16 protein-coding genes are annotated in these 17,357 nt (G+C 62.3%); 13 read left to right on the top strand and 3 right to left on the bottom strand.

Going from position 1 to position 17,357, the window contains the following annotated elements; translation table 11 throughout:
• The first annotated feature begins 176 nt into the window (after positions 1 to 176).
• The 13 genes from Q8O96_RS12865 (at position 177) to Q8O96_RS12805 (ending at position 15,225) form a co-directional block, all read left to right on the top strand.
• On the top strand, positions 177 to 1,799 hold the full coding sequence (locus Q8O96_RS12865; RefSeq protein WP_305948906.1) for a methyl-accepting chemotaxis protein: 1,623 nt from the start codon (positions 177 to 179) through the stop codon (positions 1,797 to 1,799).
• Positions 1,799 to 2,335: a chemotaxis protein CheW gene (locus Q8O96_RS12860; RefSeq protein WP_305948905.1), complete on the top strand. Its 537-nt coding sequence runs from the start codon at positions 1,799 to 1,801 to the stop codon at positions 2,333 to 2,335. Before Q8O96_RS12865 ends, Q8O96_RS12860 begins: the two co-directional genes overlap by 1 nt.
• Positions 2,332 to 3,609, top strand: a complete 1,278-nt coding sequence (locus tag Q8O96_RS12855; RefSeq protein WP_305948904.1) for a protein-glutamate O-methyltransferase CheR — start codon at positions 2,332 to 2,334, stop codon at positions 3,607 to 3,609. Before Q8O96_RS12860 ends, Q8O96_RS12855 begins: the two co-directional genes overlap by 4 nt.
• Positions 3,606 to 4,292 carry a chemotaxis protein CheW gene (locus Q8O96_RS12850; protein ID WP_102861330.1) on the top strand — a complete coding sequence of 229 codons (687 nt, stop codon included), beginning with the start codon at positions 3,606 to 3,608 and terminating at the stop codon, positions 4,290 to 4,292. The genes Q8O96_RS12855 and Q8O96_RS12850 overlap by 4 nt, the downstream gene beginning before the upstream one ends.
• The gene (locus Q8O96_RS12845; RefSeq protein WP_207167125.1) at positions 4,289 to 6,607 is read left to right on the top strand and encodes a hybrid sensor histidine kinase/response regulator; all 2,319 of its coding nucleotides are present in this window, start codon (positions 4,289 to 4,291) and stop codon (positions 6,605 to 6,607) included. Before Q8O96_RS12850 ends, Q8O96_RS12845 begins: the two co-directional genes overlap by 4 nt.
• Positions 6,604 to 7,614, top strand: a complete 1,011-nt coding sequence (locus Q8O96_RS12840) for a chemotaxis response regulator protein-glutamate methylesterase (RefSeq protein ID WP_110652336.1) — start codon at positions 6,604 to 6,606, stop codon at positions 7,612 to 7,614. The genes Q8O96_RS12845 and Q8O96_RS12840 overlap by 4 nt, the downstream gene beginning before the upstream one ends.
• Before the next feature lie 48 nt (positions 7,615 to 7,662).
• Positions 7,663 to 8,664: a PleD family two-component system response regulator gene (locus Q8O96_RS12835; RefSeq protein ID WP_102861333.1), complete on the top strand. Its 1,002-nt coding sequence runs from the start codon at positions 7,663 to 7,665 to the stop codon at positions 8,662 to 8,664.
• A gap of 235 nt (positions 8,665 to 8,899) precedes the next feature.
• Positions 8,900 to 9,995, top strand: a protein-coding gene (gene prfB / locus Q8O96_RS12830) for a peptide chain release factor 2 (protein WP_102861334.1) whose coding sequence is annotated in 2 segments (ribosomal slippage) — positions 8,900 to 8,971 and positions 8,973 to 9,995 — 1,095 coding nt in all. Because the reading frame shifts where the segments join, the coding sequence is not laid out codon by codon here.
• 93 nt (positions 9,996 to 10,088) lie between these two features.
• Entirely contained in the window at positions 10,089 to 11,591 is a 1,503-nt protein-coding gene (lysS, locus tag Q8O96_RS12825; protein WP_102861335.1) for a lysine--tRNA ligase, read from the top strand.
• Positions 11,592 to 11,696: 105 nt separating this feature from the next.
• Complete coding sequence (locus Q8O96_RS12820; RefSeq protein WP_102861336.1) at positions 11,697 to 12,413, top strand: TetR/AcrR family transcriptional regulator; 717 nt, start codon at positions 11,697 to 11,699, stop codon at positions 12,411 to 12,413.
• Between the two features lie 243 nt (positions 12,414 to 12,656).
• Positions 12,657 to 13,934, top strand: coding sequence for a flavohemoglobin expression-modulating QEGLA motif protein (locus tag Q8O96_RS12815; protein ID WP_102861337.1), 1,278 nt, complete (start codon positions 12,657 to 12,659; stop codon positions 13,932 to 13,934).
• 53 nt (positions 13,935 to 13,987) lie between these two features.
• Positions 13,988 to 14,902, top strand: a complete 915-nt coding sequence (locus Q8O96_RS12810) for an alpha/beta hydrolase (protein WP_305949025.1) — start codon at positions 13,988 to 13,990, stop codon at positions 14,900 to 14,902.
• Positions 14,899 to 15,225: a hypothetical protein gene (locus Q8O96_RS12805; RefSeq protein ID WP_016967760.1), complete on the top strand. Its 327-nt coding sequence runs from the start codon at positions 14,899 to 14,901 to the stop codon at positions 15,223 to 15,225. The genes Q8O96_RS12810 and Q8O96_RS12805 overlap by 4 nt, the downstream gene beginning before the upstream one ends.
• A 112-nt stretch (positions 15,226 to 15,337) precedes the next feature.
• Here Q8O96_RS12805 and Q8O96_RS12800 read toward each other — a convergent pair whose 3' ends face one another.
• From Q8O96_RS12800 to Q8O96_RS12790, 3 genes are all read right to left on the bottom strand, one after another.
• On the bottom strand, positions 15,338 to 16,126 hold the full coding sequence (locus Q8O96_RS12800) for an OmpA family protein (RefSeq protein ID WP_102861338.1): 789 nt from the start codon (positions 16,124 to 16,126) through the stop codon (positions 15,338 to 15,340).
• A gap of 50 nt (positions 16,127 to 16,176) precedes the next feature.
• Positions 16,177 to 16,590, bottom strand: coding sequence for a DUF4398 domain-containing protein (locus Q8O96_RS12795; protein ID WP_016967758.1), 414 nt, complete (start codon positions 16,588 to 16,590; stop codon positions 16,177 to 16,179).
• Between the two features lie 284 nt (positions 16,591 to 16,874).
• Positions 16,875 to 17,219 (bottom strand): hypothetical protein, encoded by a 345-nt coding sequence (locus Q8O96_RS12790; RefSeq protein ID WP_060837735.1) that lies wholly within the window; start codon positions 17,217 to 17,219, stop codon positions 16,875 to 16,877.
• Positions 17,220 to 17,357: the final 138 nt, after the last annotated feature.

Raw genomic sequence — 17,357 nt, 5'->3', positions numbered from 1 at the left:
TGCCGGAAGGTATTGCCGAAATACCTTCTGCAAGCCTGAAAGTGCCCGCTAAGCCACCATCCAGAGCGGGTGCACAAAGATGCCGAAAGTGCCATTCGGGTTCTTAAACCACCCATAAAACCTGCATCGTCCTCGGCTATACTCCTCCCATTTTTGAATGGCTTCGAGGACTGACTGTGAAGAACTGGACGTTGCGCCAACGCATTTTGGCGAGCTTTGCGGTGATTATTGCCATCATGTTGTTGATGGTCGTCGTCTCGTACTCGCGCCTGTTGAAGATCGAAGCCGGTGAAGAGCGCATGCGCAATGACGCGGTGCCCGGGGTCTATTTCAGTTCCATGATCCGCAGTGCCTGGGTCGACACCTACCTGCAGACTCAGGAAATCATCGGCCTCAAGCAGAATCAGGACATCAGTTCCGAAGACAAGGCGGACTTCAAAGCCTTCGAAGAGCGTCTGCAGACCCAAATGGACAATTACAAGCAGACCATCAACAGTCGCCAGGACCAGACCGAGTTCGACGCCTTCGAGAAAGACCACCAGGATTTCAATCGCATCCAGGCCGCGGTACTCGACCTGCACCAGAAGCGCCAGGAAGCCGAGGCGATCCGCCTGTTCAACGAACAGCTCACCCCGGCCTGGATTGCCGGCCGCATGAAGCTCAACGACATCATCAGCGAGAACAAGGCCGTGGCCGACTCCGCCACCGCCGCCATCGACGATGCGGTGGCCGCGGCCAAGGTCAGCATGGGCGTGTCGTTGCTGGTGGCGATTTTCGTCGCTGGTCTATGTGGCCTGCTGTTGATGCGGGCGATCATGGCGCCGATGAATCGCATCGTGAGCATTCTTGAAATCATGCGCACCGGTGACCTCAGCGGCCGTTTGAACCTGGAGCGCAAGGACGAGTTCGGCGCGGTGGAAACCGGCTTCAACGACATGATGACCGAGCTCACCGCCCTGGTATCGCAGGCCCAGCGTTCGTCGGTGCAGGTCACCACGTCGGTGACCGAGATTGCCGCCACCTCCAAGCAGCAACAGGCCACCGCCACCGAGACCGCCGCCACCACCACGGAAATTGGTGCCACTTCGCGGGAAATCGCCGCAACATCCCGGGATCTGGTGCGCACCATGACTGAAGTATCCAGCGCCGCCGATCAGGCTTCGGTGCTTGCCGGTTCCGGCCAGCAAGGCCTGGCGCGCATGGAAGACACCATGCATTCGGTGATGGGCGCCGCGGACCTGGTGAACGCCAAGCTGGCGATCCTCAATGAGAAGGCCGGCAACATCAATCAGGTGGTGGTGACCATCGTCAAGGTTGCCGACCAGACCAACCTGCTGTCGTTGAACGCCGCCATCGAGGCGGAGAAAGCCGGCGAGTACGGTCGCGGCTTTGCCGTGGTGGCCACTGAAGTGCGACGTCTGGCGGATCAGACCGCCGTCGCCACCTACGACATTGAACAGATGGTCCGTGAGATCCAGTCGGCGGTGTCGGCGGGGGTCATGGGCATGGACAAGTTTTCCGAAGAGGTGCGTCGCGGCATGGCCGAGGTGCAGCAGGTGGGTGAGCAACTGTCGCAGATCATCCATCAGGTCCAGGCGCTGGCGCCTCGGGTGCTGATGGTCAATGAAGGGATGCAGGCCCAGGCCACCGGCGCCGAGCAGATCAACCATGCCCTGGTGCAACTGGGGGATGCCAGCAGCCAGACTGTCGAGTCCCTGCGCCAGGCCAGCTTTGCCATTGATGAGCTGAGCCAGGTGGCCGTGGGCCTGCGCAGCGGCGTCTCGCGTTTCAAAGTCTGATGGATGAGTTCGCGCACAAGCGCAGCGCCGCAGCCGGGGCGCGCAGTGCTCTGTTCCTGGTGTTCCGCATCGGTCAGGAGCGCTATGCACTACAGGCTGTTGACGTGGTGGAGGTGTTGCCGCGCCTGCAGCTCAAGCCCATTGCCCAGGCACCGTCCTGGGTCGCCGGGGTCTTTGCCTATCGCGGGGTGGTGGTGCCGGTCATCGACCTGTGCGAGCTGACGTTCGGGCGTGCGGCGCAGTTGCGTACCAGTACCCGTTTGGTGCTGGTGCACTACCGTGGCGACGGCTCCCAGCCACCCCGAGTGCTGGGTTTGTTGCTGGAGCAGGCCAACGACACGTTGCGCTGCGACCCCCAGGAATTCCAGCCCTATGGCCTGGACAACCGCCAGGCGCCGTATCTGGGGCCGGTGCGTGAAGACGCCCAGGGGCTTTTGCAATGGGTGCGGGTCGATGACTTGCTGAGCGCGCAGGTGCGGGAGTTGCTGTTTCCGGCCGAGCCTCTGGACCCGACGTCGCTTGAGGAGCCTCGATGAGCGACGAACAACGGTTTTTCGACTTTCTCAAAGAGCGAATCGGCCTGGACGTCGCCTCGGTGGGGCCGGCGATCATCGAACGCGCGGTGCGCCAGCGCAGCAATGCCCTGTATGCCCGCAGCAGCGATGAGTACTGGCAAAAGCTGCAAGGCTCGCGGGACGAACAGCAGGCCCTGATCGAGGCGGTGATCGTTCCGGAAACCTGGTTTTTCCGTTATCCGGAATCCTTCGCCACCCTGGTCAAGCTGGCCAAGGAACGTCTGTCACAGATCAAGGGCATGCGCGCCTTGCGCCTGTTGAGCCTGCCCTGTTCCACCGGTGAGGAGCCTTACTCGATTGCCATGGCTCTGCTGGATGGCGGCCTGGCTCCCCATCAGTTCAAGGTCGACGGCCTGGACGTCAGCCCGTTGTCAGTGGAGCGGGCCCGGGGGGCGGTCTATGGCAAGAATTCCTTTCGTGGCCAGAACACCGAGTTTCGCGAGCTGCACTTTTGTGCCGAGGGTGATCGTTATCGCTTGAGCGAGCGGGTTCGCGAGCAAGTACGGCTGCAGGTGGGCAATGTCCTGGATCCGGGCTTGCTGGCCAGCGAGCCGCCTTTCGACTTTGTCTTCTGTCGCAACCTGCTGATCTATTTCGACCAGCCGACCCAGCGTCAGGTGTTCGAGGTGCTCAAGCGCCTGACCCATGAAGAGGGGGTGCTGTTCATCGGGCCTGCAGAGGGCAGCCTGCTGGGGCGGCTGGGCATGCGTTCGATTGGCATTCCCCAGTCCTTTGCCTTCAGCCGGCACAGCGAGCCCGAGCCTGCACCGGCTCCCGTGGCCTTGCCTCAGCCCTTGTCCTTGCCCCTGCCGCCGCGCAGCTCGGTGCCTGCGGCGCCGCGCCAGCGCCCCTTTGCCGTCCGTGCAGCCCCGGCCCCGGTGGCCGAGAGCACGCCGCCGGACAGCGATGCCGCGAGCCTGCTGGCCAACATTGCCGCCTTGGCCAATGAGGGCAAGAGTGCGCAAGCCCGTGCCGCCTGCGAGCGCTATCTGCTGCAGCATGAACCTGTGGCCCAGGTGTTCTATTGGCTGGGGCTGCTCAGCGATGTGGCCGGCAACGCCATGGAAGCCCAGGGTTTCTACCGCAAGGCCCTGTACCTGGCTCCCCAGCACCCTGAAGCCCTGGCGCACCTGGCGGCGCTGCTGGCATCCCAGGGCGATGTCGCCGGAGCCCAACGATTGCAGGAGCGCGCTGCCCGCAGCACTCGCTCTGCCGACAGTGAGTTGAAACGATGAGCCATTCCTACTCATTGGACGTGACCCGTGAAGATGCGCAGGCCATCGACGATTGCTGGAACCGCATCGGCATCCACGGCGACAAGTCCTGCCCCTTGCTCGCCGAGCATATCCATTGCCGTAACTGCGCGGTCTACTCCGCCGCTGCTACGCGCCTGCTGGACCGCTATTCGTTGCGTCAGGAGGACCGGGAACACGCGCTGAACCTGGAGGCCGACAGCGATGTGGTCACCCGTTCGCTGCTGATGTTCCGTCTCGGCGAGGAGTGGCTGGGACTGGCGACCCGGTGCCTGCTGGAGGTGGCACCGCTGCAGGAAATCCATTCCTTGCCTCACCAGCGTTCCCGGGCGTTGCTGGGGGTGGCCAACGTGCGCGGGGCTCTGGTGGCCTGTCTGTCATTGACCGAACTGCTGGGCCTGGATGGCACACCGGTGGTCGCTGCTGCCGGGCGGGTCATGCCGCGGATGCTGATCATTGGGGCCGAGGGCGGCCCGGTGGTGGTGCCGGTGGATGAGGTGCATGGTATCCATGCCCTCGATGAACGCCTTCTCAACGCTGCCTCGCTCTCCGGAGAACAGGCCAATGCCAAGTACACCCGTGGCGTGCTGCAATGGCAGGGACGTAGCCTGCGCTTGCTGGATGAAGAGCAACTGCTCTTGGCCGTGACCCGGAGCCTGACATGACCCCCGATCAAATGCGCGATGCCTCGTTGCTGGAACTGTTCAGCCTGGAAGCCGAGGCCCAGACCCAGGTACTCAGTACCGGGCTGCTGGCCCTGGAGCGCAATCCGACCCAGGCCGACCAGTTGGAAGCCTGCATGCGTGCCGCCCACTCGCTCAAGGGCGCGGCGCGGATTGTCGGGGTCGATGCCGGGGTCAGCGTTGCCCATGTGATGGAGGATTGCCTGGTCAGTGCCCAGGAAGGGCGACTGTACCTGCAGCCCGAGCATATCGACGCCCTGTTGCAGGGCACTGACCTGTTGATGCGGATTGCCAGTCCCGGGGGCACCGAGACCGTGGCGCCGGATGTTCCGGGCTATGTGGCGTTGATGGAGCAGTTGCTGGCTCATGGACCGGGGGCGCCAAGCGTGCCGGCCCAGGCCAGCGCCGCGCCAGAGCCGCAGTTGGAAGCACCAGTGGCGCCCATGGCGCAGTTGCCGAGGGAACTGGAGCCCTTGCCGCCACCTAGCGATCCGGCCCTGGAGCCGGCAGTGAGCAGCGGGCGCCCAGGCAAGCGCATGACCGAAGGCGGCGAGCGGGTGCTGCGGGTGACCGCCGAGCGCCTCAACAGCTTGCTGGACCTGTCGAGCAAATCCCTGGTGGAAACCCAGCGGCTCAAGCCCTACCTGGTCACGATGCAGCGCCTCAAACGGATTCAGAGCAACAGCCTGACCGCCCTGGAAAATCTCAACCTGCACCTTAAGGAGCATGCGCTGAGCCTGGAGGCCCAGGAGGCACTGGCCGACGCGCGGCGCTTGCTGGCCGAGTCCCAGCAACTGTTGGCGTTGCAGACCGCCGAGCTCGATGAGTTCGGCTGGCAGGCCAGTCAACGGGCCCAGGTGCTTTATGACACGGCCCTGGCCTGTCGCATGCGGCCCTTTGCCGATGTCCTCACCGGTCAGGTGCGCATGGTCCGCGATCTGGGGCGCAGCCTGGGTAAACAGGTACGCCTGGAAGTTGAAGGCGAGAAAACCCAGGTCGACCGCGATGTGTTGGAGAAACTCGAAGCACCGCTGACTCACCTGCTGCGCAATGCCGTCGACCACGGCATCGAGCTGCCCGAGCAGCGCCTGCTGGCGGGCAAGCCGGCCGAAGGGGTGATTCGTCTGCGGGCCTCGCACCAGGCCGGTCTTCTGGTGCTGGAGCTCAGTGATGACGGTAACGGCGTGGATCTTGAGCGCTTGCGCCAGAGCATTGTCGAGCGTCAGCTGTCGCCGGCCCAGACCGCCGCCCAGCTCAGCGAGGAAGAATTGCTGACGTTCCTGTTCCTGCCGGGCTTCAGCCTGCGGGACAAGGTCACCGAGGTTTCCGGACGCGGCGTCGGCCTGGATGCGGTGCAGCATATGGTGCGGCAGCTGCGTGGCGCGGTGGAACTGGAGCAGACCAGCGGCCAGGGCAGCCGTTTCCACCTGGAAGTGCCCTTGACCCTGTCGGTGGTGCGCAGCCTGGTGGTGGAGGTCGGCGACGAGGCCTACGCCTTTCCGCTGGCCCATATCGAACGCATGTGCGACCTGGAGCCCGAGTCCATCGTCCAGGTGGAAGGGCGCCAGCATTTCTGGCACGAGGGGCGGCATGTAGGGCTGGTGGCCGCCAGTCAACTGTTGCAGCGGCCGGCGACCGAGACCAACGCGCCGACTCTCAAGGTGGTGGTGATTCGCGAGCGTGATGCGGTGTACGGGATCGCCGTGGAACGCTTTATCGGCGAGCGCACCCTGGTGGTGCTGCCGCTGGATGACCGCCTGGGCAAGATCCAGGATATTTCCGCCGGGGCCCTGCTCGATGATGGTCGGGTGGCGCTGATCGTGGATGTCGAGGACATGCTGCGTTCGGTGGACAAACTGCTCAATACCGGCCGCCTGGAGCGCATCGCACGTCATCATCAGCAGCATGCACAGGCTGCGCGCAAGCGTATTCTGGTGGTGGACGACTCACTGACGGTGCGAGAGTTGCAGCGCAAGCTATTGATCAATCGCGGCTACGATGTGGCCGTTGCAGTGGACGGCATGGATGGCTGGAATGCCTTGCGTTCGGAAAGCTTCGACTTGCTGATCACCGATATCGATATGCCGCGAATGGATGGAATTGAATTGGTCACACTCTTGCGTCGCGACAATCGCCTGCAGTCGCTGCCGGTGATGGTGGTGTCCTACAAGGATCGTGAGGAAGACCGGCGCCGTGGACTGGATGCCGGTGCCGACTACTATCTAGCCAAAGCCAGTTTCCATGACGACGCCCTGCTCGACGCAGTGGTTGAGCTGATTGGAGGAGCGCGGGCATGAAGATAGCGATAGTCAACGACATGCCCATGGCCGTGGAGGCGTTGCGCCGGGCCCTGGCCTTCGACCCCAGCCACGAGGTGGTGTGGGTGGCCACCAATGGCGCCGAGGCGGTGAAATACTGCGCCGAACTGACGCCGGACCTGATTCTCATGGACCTGATCATGCCGGTCATGGATGGTGTCGAGGCCACGCGGCGGATCATGGCCGAGTCGCCTTGCGCCATCGTGATCGTCACGGTCGACCGCCAGCAGAATGTGCACCGAGTGTTCGAGGCCATGGGCCATGGCGCCCTGGACGTGGTGGATACCCCGGCCCTGGGCGCGGGCAATGCCCAGGAGGCGGCGGCGCCGCTGCTGCGCAAGATCCTCAATATCGGCTGGCTGATCGGCCAGCGTGGCAGTCGGGTGCGCTCGGCGCCGGTGCCGCTGCGCAGTGGTGCGCCACGCCAGAGCCTGGTGGCCATTGGCTCCTCCGCTGGTGGCCCGGCGGCCCTGGAAGTGTTGCTCAAGGGCTTGCCAAAGGACTTTCCCGCCGCCATCGTGCTGGTCCAGCACGTTGATCAGGTGTTTGCCGCCGGCATGGCCGAGTGGCTCAGCAGCGCCTCCGGCCTGCAGGTACGGCTGGCCCGGGAGGGCGAGCCGCCGCAAAGCGGCACCGTATTGCTGGCAGGCACCAACCACCATATCCGCTTGTTGAAGAACGGCACCCTGGCCTACACCGCCGAACCGGTGAATGAAATCTACCGGCCCTCCATCGACGTGTTTTTCGAGAGTGTCGCCAGCTATTGGAATGGCGATGCGGTGGGGGTGCTGCTGACCGGCATGGGTCGCGATGGTGCCCAGGGCTTGAAGTTGATGCGCGATCAGGGTTATTTGACCATCGCTCAGGACCAGAACAGTAGCGCGGTGTATGGCATGCCCAAGGCGGCCGCTGCCATCGGTGCCGCCGCAGAGATTCGCCCACTGGACAAGATTGCTCCACGTTTGCTGGAGATATTTGCCAAATGACTGAAAAACGCAGCTGTCCTGGCCAGGTAGCAACTCAGGTGACAACCCATGAATGATTTACAGCTCGACGAATTCAAGACCGACGAAAACGCCGCGATGGTGTTGCTGGTGGATGACCAGGCCATGATCGGCGAGGCCGTTCGGCGTGGGTTGGCGAATGAGGAAAACATCGACTTCCACTTCTGCGCCGATCCTCACCAGGCCATCGCCCAGGCCATCCGCATCAAGCCCACGGTGATCCTCCAGGACCTGGTGATGCCAGGGCTGGATGGCCTGACCCTGGTGCGCGAGTACCGTAATCATCCGGCGACCCAGAACATCCCGATCATTGTCCTCTCGACCAAGGAAGACCCGCTGATCAAGAGTGCGGCCTTTGCCGCCGGGGCCAACGACTACCTGGTCAAGCTGCCGGACAACATCGAGTTGGTGGCGCGCATTCGCTATCACTCGCGCTCCTACATGACCCTGTTGCAGCGCGATGCGGCCTACCGTGCGTTGCGGGTCAGCCAGCAGCAATTGCTGGACACCAACCTGGTGCTGCAGCGACTGATGAACTCCGACGGCCTGACCGGGCTGTCCAACCGTCGGCACTTCGACGAATACCTGGAACTGGAATGGCGTCGGGCGATGCGTGAGCAGAGCCAGCTGTCGTTGTTGATGATCGACGTCGATTACTTCAAGACCTACAACGATACTTTCGGCCACCTGGAGGGGGATGAAGCCCTGCGTAAGGTGGCCACGGCGATTCGTGAAGCCAGCAGCCGGCCCTCGGACCTGCCGGCGCGCTACGGCGGCGAAGAGTTCGTGCTGGTGCTGCCCAATACCTCGCCGGGCGGGGCGCGACTGGTGGCGGAGAAGCTGCGCCAGACCGTGGAAGCCTTGAAAATCCCACATATCGTGCCGGTGGAGGGCGCCAGCCTGACCATCAGCATCGGTCTTTCCACGGTAACGCCGCAGCCCAACAGCCATTGTCGACAGTTGATTTCGGCGGCGGACAAGGGGCTGTACCTTGCGAAGAACAACGGTCGCAACCAGGTAGGGATCGAGTAGCGGCTCTGGGGGGCGGCTCATGGCCTGCGGGTAGCGGGCTGGCCCCGGCTGCGTTTCGGACCCGGGCGCAGGTGGATCAGGGCGGTAAAATGGCGCCTGCGCGCGAATCTCAGTGGTTCGCTCACTGAAATTAGATGGTCGATTGGCCTCTAAAGCCGCTAAGCGGGCTGCCGTGATTCGGTGATTCCGTTATAATCTCCGGCTTTCAAAAGTTCGCCAACGAGTGCCGCCCCCCATGGAAATCAACCCGATCCTGAACACCATCAAGGACCTGTCCGAGCGCTCCGAAACTATTCGGGGGTATCTTTGACTACGATCAAAAGCATGAGCGTCTGACCGAGGTCAATCGCGAGCTTGAAGATCCGAGTGTCTGGAACAAACCCGAATACGCCCAGGAACTGGGCCGCGAGCGCGCTGCGCTGGCACAGATCGTCGAGACCCTGGACGAGCTGAACGGCGGTCTGGCCGATTGCCGCGACCTGCTGGATATGGCGGTCGAAGAAAACGACGAAGGTGCGGTGGGCGATGTGGTCGCCGAACTGGCCCGTCTCGAGGAAAACCTCGCCAAACTAGAATTCCGCCGCATGTTCAGCCACGAAATGGACCCGAACAACGCCTACCTGGACATCCAGGCCGGTTCCGGCGGTACCGAGGCCCAGGACTGGGCCAACATCCTGCTGCGCATGTACTTGCGCTGGGCCGACAAGCGCGGTTTCGAAGCGACCATCATGGAGCTGTCGGCCGGTGAAGTCGCCGGGATCAAGGGCGCGACCGTGCACATCAAGGGCGAATACGCCTTCGGCTGGCTACGCACCGAGATCGGCGTGCACCGCCTGGTGCGCAAGAGCCCGTTCGACTCCGGCAACCGTCGCCATACCTCGTTCTCGGCAGTGTTCGTCTCGCCAGAGATCGATGACAAGGTGGAAATCGAGATCAACCCGGCCGACCTGCGGATCGATACCTATCGCTCCTCCGGTGCCGGTGGTCAGCACGTAAACACCACCGACTCGGCTGTGCGTATTACCCACGTACCGACCAACACCGTGGTCAGCTGCCAGAACGAACGCTCCCAGCACGCCAACAAGGACACCGCCATGAAAATGCTGCGGGCCAAGTTGTACGAGCAGGAAATGCAGAAGCGCAACGCGGCTTCCCAGGCCCTGGAAGACACCAAGTCGGACATCGGCTGGGGTCATCAGATTCGCTCGTACGTGCTCGACGCGTCGCGGATCAAGGACCTGCGCACCAACATCGAACGCAGCGACTGCGACAAGGTGCTCGACGGCGACATCGACGAGTACCTGGAAGCCAGCCTGAAGTCCGGCCTGTAAAACCCTGTAGGAGCCGGGGGGGACGAAGAGTCCTTCCCCGGCGCCCCCCGGCCGCAGGCCGGGGGCAACGAACCTGATGGAAAATTTAAAGACATGAGCGACCAACAACTCGACCCGCAAGCCCTGCAACAGGAAGAAAACTCCCTGATCGCCCTGCGCAAGGAAAAGCTTGCTGCCGAGCGCGCCAAGGGCAATGCCTTCCCGAACGACTTCCGCCGCGAAAACTACTGCGAAGATCTGCAGAAAAAGTACGCCGACAAGACCAAGGAAGAGCTGGCAGAGGCGGCGATCCCGGTCAAGGTTGCTGGTCGCATCATGCTCAACCGTGGCTCGTTCATGGTGATCCAGGACATGACCGGTCGCATCCAGGTCTACGTCAACCGCAAGACCCTGTCCGAAGAAACCCTGGCCGCGGTGAAAACCTGGGACATGGGCGACATCATTGCCGCCGAAGGCACCCTGGCCCGTTCCGGCAAGGGTGACCTGTACGTTGAAATGACCCACGTGCGCCTGCTGACCAAATCGCTGCGTCCGCTGCCGGACAAGCACCACGGTCTGACCGACACCGAGCAGCGCTACCGCCAGCGCTACGTTGACCTGATCGTCAACGAAGACGTGCGCCAGACTTTCCGCGTGCGTTCGCAAGTCATTGCCCACATCCGCAGCTTCCTGATGAAGCGCGACTTCCTCGAAGTCGAAACGCCGATGCTGCAAACCATTCCTGGCGGCGCCGCGGCCAAGCCGTTCGAGACTCACCACAACGCCCTGGACATGGAAATGTTCCTGCGCATCGCGCCTGAGCTGTACCTGAAGCGGCTGGTGGTTGGCGGGTTTGAAAAAGTGTTCGAGATCAACCGCAACTTCCGTAACGAAGGCGTTTCGACTCGTCACAACCCTGAATTCACCATGTTGGAGTTCTACCAGGCCTACGCCGACTACGAAGACAACATGGACCTGACCGAAGAGCTGTTCCGTGAACTGGCGCAGCTGGTGCTGGGCAGCACCGACGTGCCTTACGGCGACAAGGTGTTCCACTTCGGCGAGCCGTTCGCCCGTCTCTCGGTGTTCGATTCGATCCTCAAGTACAACCCTGAGCTGACGGCCGATGACCTGAATGACATCGACAAGGCTCGCGCCATCGCCAAGAAGGCCGGCGCCAAGGTGTTGGGCTTCGAAGGTCTGGGCAAGTTGCAGGTGATGATTTTCGAAGAGCTGGTGGAGCACAAGCTGGAACAGCCGCACTTCATCACCCAGTACCCGTTCGAGGTGTCGCCGCTGGCCCGTCGCAACGACGAGAACCCCAACGTCACCGACCGTTTCGAGCTGTTCATCGGCGGCCGCGAGATCGCCAATGCCTACTCCGAGCTCAATGACGCGGAAGATCAGGCCGAGCGCTTCATGGCCCAGGTGGCCGACAAGGACGCCGGTGACGACGAAGCCATGCACTACGACGCCGACTTCGTCCGTGCCCTGGAATACGGCATGCCGCCCACCGCCGGTGAAGGCATCGGTATCGACCGTCTGGTGATGCTGCTGACCAACTCGCCGTCGATTCGCGACGTGATCCTGTTCCCGCACATGCGGCCGCAAGCTTAAGTGTTGTGAATAAGAAGCCGCCTTTAACAGGCGGCTTTTTATTGTCTGGTTGGAACTGACGTACCGCTTCTAATTCTGTGTGATTTTCAAGAGGGAATATCTGTCGTGAACCGCGCAATTGCTCAAGAAGGTGCAGCCGGCATAGCCACTGCGGTGGCTGAAAGTGTTCAGTACCAGGGGCGCAAGGCCAGCCGGCAGGGCAGTGAGCAGCGTAGACAGGACATTCTTGATGCCGCCATGCGCATTGTGGTGCGTGACGGCGTGCGGGCCGTGCGCCATCGCGCGGTGGCCGCCGAAGCCGGTGTGCCCTTGTCGGCCACCACCTATTACTTCAAGGATATCGATGACCTGCTCACCGATACCTTCGCTCAGTATGTGGAACGCAGCGCGGCGTTCATGGGCAAGCTGTGGGCCAACAACGAAGGGTTGCTGCGGGAAATGGTCGCCTACGGTGATGGCAGTCCGGCGTCTCGCTCGCAGCTGGCCGACGACATCGCACGGCTGACCGCCGACTATGTGCAGCGCCAGTTGAGCACCCGCCGTGAGCACCTGATGGCCGAGCAGGCCTTCCGCCAGGAAGCCTTGCTCAACCCGCGCCTGGCGCAGCTGGTGCGTTCGCACCAGCAGATTCTGCTCCACGGCACCTGTCAGTTCTTTGAGGTCTTGGGCTCGCGGGAGCCGCAGCAGGATGCCAAGGTGTTGACGTCTATAATCGGCCGGATGGAGTATCAGGGCCTGCTCAACGGCGCTGAGCCGCTGGCGGAGGAAGAGATGCTCGGCATTCTCACCCGCTACATGCATCTGGTTCTGGCTTCGGTCTGACGCGCCCCACACGGCTGACTGGCTGCGGCCTGTCGGCCGGGGCCCACGCCAGGGGCTACAGTCATTCTGGTGTTCAAAGGAGAGTTGCATGCAAGCCTGGCGCATTCTGATTGCCCCGTCGTTCCTGCTGCTCAGCGGTTGCCAGATGCTCTTCAAGGACCCGCTGCCGGCTGAACAGACGGCGCCTGCCCAATTGCTGGGCAAGTGACCCCGCGCTACAGACCCATTCAATAGGAGTTTCGGGTGGACGATTACCAGCAGACGATACGCACTTTGTCCGATCGCATAGTGCTGGCCCAGACACCGATCCGGGTGCTGGATGCGGTGAAGTGGGACGAGAACATCCGCAAGGGCTTTCTCAAGGCCAAGGGCAAGGAAATGCCGGCGGTGGACCGCGCCTATTACGAAGGGCGACCGCTGTCCTTTGACTCTGGCGCGGTGAAACTGGAGTTCCAGAACATTGAGCGTGACATCACCCGCCAGTTGGGCCAGTTCAACCCGGTGGGGCAGATCATGCGCCGCATGTGCAAGGAATACCGCATGGTGGTGCGCATGCTCGAAGCCCGGGGGACCGCTGATTTCGGGCTGATTTCCCAGGAGCTTTACGGCGCCGCGTCCGACGCCTTCCACGCCGGTGATCCGACTCTGGCGGACCTCGGGCTGATGATGTCCGACTACCTGAACAACATCGACGGGCGTGGCGATCTCAAGGACGAACCCAAGACTCTCAGTGCCAAGGAAGCGGTGAGCCTGCTGCAAAGCCGGTTGAACAAAGTGTTCGGCGAGGCCGAGGAAACCATCCGCGTATTCGAGTCCGATGGCATTGTCGCCGACGCGGCAGCGGGCGCCGACTACATCAAGATCCGCAGCGATGCGATGTTCAACAACCGGGACGTGCGGGCGCTGGAAGTCCATGAGGGGTTGGTGCATGTGGGCACCACCCTCAACGGGTTGAACCAGCCGATCTGCACCTTCCTGGCCAAGGGCCCGCCGTCGTCCACGGTGACCCAGGAAGGCCTGGCGATCCTGATGGAGATCATCACCTTTGCCTCCTACCCCAGCCGCCTGCGCAAGCTGACCAACCGCACCCGAGCCATCCACATGGTGGAGGAGGGCGCGGACTTTCTGCAGGTGTTCGAGTTCTTCCGTGAGCAGGGTTTCGAGATGGCCGAGAGCTACGGCAACGCCAGCCGGGTGTTCCGCGGTTCGGTGCCCAACGGGCTGCCGTTTACCAAAGACTTGTCCTATCTCAAGGGCTTCATCATGGTTTACAACTACATTCAGCTGGCTGTGCGCAAGGGCAAGCTGGAACAGATCCCCTTGCTGTTCTGCGGCAAGACCACCCTGGAAGACATGCGAACCTTGCGCCAACTGGTGGATGAAGGCCTGGTGGTGCCACCCAAGTACCTGCCCGACCAGTTCCGCGACATGAATGCGCTGTCGGCGTGGATGTGTTTCTCCAACTTCCTCAACCACCTGAGCCTGGATCGGATCGAGGCGGACTACTCCAATATCCTTTGAATTTTTCCGGGGGCGCACATGGACGTATTCATAGATACACGGATGGGCCGATGATGCGTTTGTTGGCCGCCCTGACGTTGCTGCTGTGCCTCACCGGCTGCAGCTCGTTGCTGTTCTATCCCGAGCCCGGGCTGCCCTTTACCCCCGAACGGGCCAAGCTCGAATACCGTGACATTACCCTGACCACCGCCGACGGCCTCAAGCTGCACGGCTGGTGGCTGCCGGCCAAACCGGGGGTGACCGTCAAGGGCACGGTGCTGCACCTGCACGGCAACGGCGGCAACCTGGCCTGGCATCTGGGGGGCAGTTGGTGGTTGCCGGAGCAGGGCTATCAGGTGCTGCTGGTGGACTATCGCGGCTATGGCTTGTCCGAAGGTGCGCCGAGCCTGCCGGCGATCTACCAGGACGTCGATGCCGCGTTCAAGTGGCTGGACCAGGCCCCGGAGGTTCAAGGCAAACCCTTGATCGTCCTCGGACAAAGCCTTGGCGGTGCCCTGGCCATTCATTATCTGGTGGAGCGCCCCGAGCGTCAGGCCCAACTCAAGGCCATCGTCCTCGACGGCGTGCCGGCCAGCTACCGTGATGTCGGGCGTTATGCCTTGAGCACGTCCTGGCTGACCTGGCCCTTGCAGGTGCCTTTGTCGTGGCTGGTGCCAGACGCCGACAGCGCGGTTCACCTGCTGCCGCGCCTGACCGGGGTGCCGAAACTCATCTACCACAGCATCGATGATCCGATCGTGCCTCTTTCCAACGGCATCCGGGTGTATCAAGCTGCGCCGCCGCCGCGGGTCCTGCAACTGACCCGCGGCGGCCATGTGCAAACCTTTGCCGATCCGACCTGGCGCCGCGTGATGCTGCGCTACCTCGACGATCCGCAGCATTTCGACGGGTTGCGCCGCCTGGGGGAAATCCCCAACTACCCGGCGACGCCGAATTCAGCAGTTGAACCTCCAGAGAGTCCGCAATGAGTGAAGAACGCAACGCCATTCCCATGATCATCACCGGTATCTGCAGCATCATCGTTACCGTGGGCAGCCTGTGGTACTACGGCTACCTGCACTTCGCCAAACCGGAGGACGCGCTGCTGCTCAGCGACTTCACCATGCTCAAGACCGTGCCGGGCGAGGACTACAAGATCTCCCTGCAACCGGCCGATGAAGTGGCCCAGTGCATCGATGGCGTGCTGGTGTTGTTCGACACTCAGCAGAAGGGCTTGACCGGGGTGCTGGTGAACAAGAAGAAGCAAGCCGTGCGCTGCATGGGGCAAGAGACGCCGCAACTGCAGCAGTGATCGGTTTGCCGGCCAGCCGGTTCCCATCTGGATAACCGCATAAAAAAACGCCGCCGACCTGAAGAGGTCGGCGGCGTTTGGTTTTACCTGCCTATATAAGCAGGGCGCTCCATCAGTTGCGGCTGATGGCCGAACGTGGCGCTACCGGCTGGTTGTCGTTGGAAATGGTCACTTCCACACGACGGTTCATGGCACGACCGGAGACGCTGCCGTTATCGGCCACCGGATACTCCTTGCCGTAACCCTGGCTGACGATACGCGCCGGATCGACGCCCATGCGGATCAGGGCCATCTGCACCGAGCCGGCACGGCGCTCGGACAGTGACTGGTTGTAGGAGTCGCTGCCGGTGCTGTCGGTGTAGCCTTCGACGATCACCTTGCGGTCCGGGTTCTGCTGGAGGAATTGCGCCAGCTTGTTGATGTTCACCAGGCCGCTGGACTTCAGGTCGGACTTGTTGGTGGCGAACAGCACGTCACCAAAGGTCACCAGGGTGCCGCGATCGGTCTGCTTGGCGTTGAGGCTGTCCTGCAGTTGCTTGATCTGCGCGTCACGGGCTTCGAGGATGGCGCGGGCACGCTGGTCGCCGGCGTCCTTGAGCTTGGCTTCGGCGGTGCGCAGGGCAATGGTTTCCTTGGCCACTTCAACCCGCTGGTTGGTCAGATAGGCCAGTTGATCGACCTTCTTCTCGTCTTCCTTGTTCAGGTAGGCCTTGTCGGCCTTGTCCATCCAGTCGGCGGCGTCCTTGGTTTCCAGGGCCGCGACCTTGCTTGCCTGCGGGTTGGCTTGCAGGCCGGAGAAGTTGGTCCGGGCGTTTTCCAGGTTGGCGTTAGGCGGGGTGGAGCAGGCCGCCAGGGCTACGCTCATGGCCAACAGGGCAGGGATCATCACTTGTTTGCGCATAATGGTTCGTCCTTTCAATCAAATACGAGTACGTGGGAATCGGCGGCGGCTTACTGCACGCTGCGCATACCTTCCTGACGCAGTTCCTGAACGCCTTTCTGCGAATCTTTCAGCGCCTGTTCGGCCTTGGCGGCCTGGGCCTTGCGTTCGGCGACACGGGCATCCCACTCGGCTTGTTCAGCCAGGCGACGGGCTTCGTCGTACTTCTTGTCGTGCATGGCAATCTCGGCTTGCTTGAGCTTGTCCTGGGCCGACTTCATTTCCACGGCGGCGAATTCGGTGCCGCCTGCGCTCACTGCGCTGTTGACCGCAGATTGCGTGACCGCGTACTGCTCGGAAGGCGGGTTACCGGCACAACCGGCCAGTACCATGCTGCTACCGAGGGCCAGCGCGGCCAGTTTCAGCCCGCGCAGAGAGGTGAACGAGGATTTGGCAGTGCTGATCTTCATGGTCTTCAACTCCATTGGGTAACTCCTGAAAAACATCAATATCCATCCCGGTCCTGGCGCCGTGACGCTGAGTGACGGGCGCTGATGGCAAAATTTGAAACGGCCGTTCCAGTGATGGCTACTGGGTGTGACCCGAGGCTTTTTTGAATAGTTCAGAGAAAGATGGCGATTGGCCGGAAAAAAACTGACGACTCGGACAAGGCTCTAAATCGGGAACTTTTGCCGTGCAGCGGGGTATCCCCGGCCCTGTTCAGGGCCGGGGACGATGAAGTTCAACGGGAGTTGGAGAGGGCGCCGACTCAGTGTTTGGGCTTGTCGGACTGGCTGGCCATGAGCTGCAGATGCTGGCGTGACAGGGCCAGGAAACGCGGGGTCGGACCGATATCCTCGTAGAGCGGATCGCCTTCCTCGTCGGTGGCCACCACCTGCCGACCCTGAATGTAGGGGAAGCTGGCTTCCAGCTCTTCCAGGGCGGCGCCGATCAGTTCGCCGAGCAGTTCCTCGGTCTGGCGTTTGGGGTACATCTCGGAGAGGGCGGCCAGGCGGGCGGCGGCTTCCACGTCCAGGTGAATCCGGTAGGCGGTTTTGCTCAGGCGCCCCTTGGCGTTTTCTTCCCAATGTTGTGCCAGTTCACGGATTTTCATGTTGACCTCGATGAACGCCTGCTTGTGGCAGGTTGGGTTGAGTAACCGGCCGGAGCCGGTGCGTGGCCCTTGTGCGGCCTACCCTTGAGACTAGTCCCATCGGCCAGGGTTGGCCCGGGGTGAGGTTGCACGCTTGCT

The sequence above is a fragment of the Pseudomonas sp. LPH60 genome (genome assembly GCF_030718165.1).
Lineage (GTDB): Bacteria > Pseudomonadota > Gammaproteobacteria > Pseudomonadales > Pseudomonadaceae > Aquipseudomonas > Aquipseudomonas danubii.
This window is presented reverse-complemented; position numbering and strand designations above follow the sequence as displayed.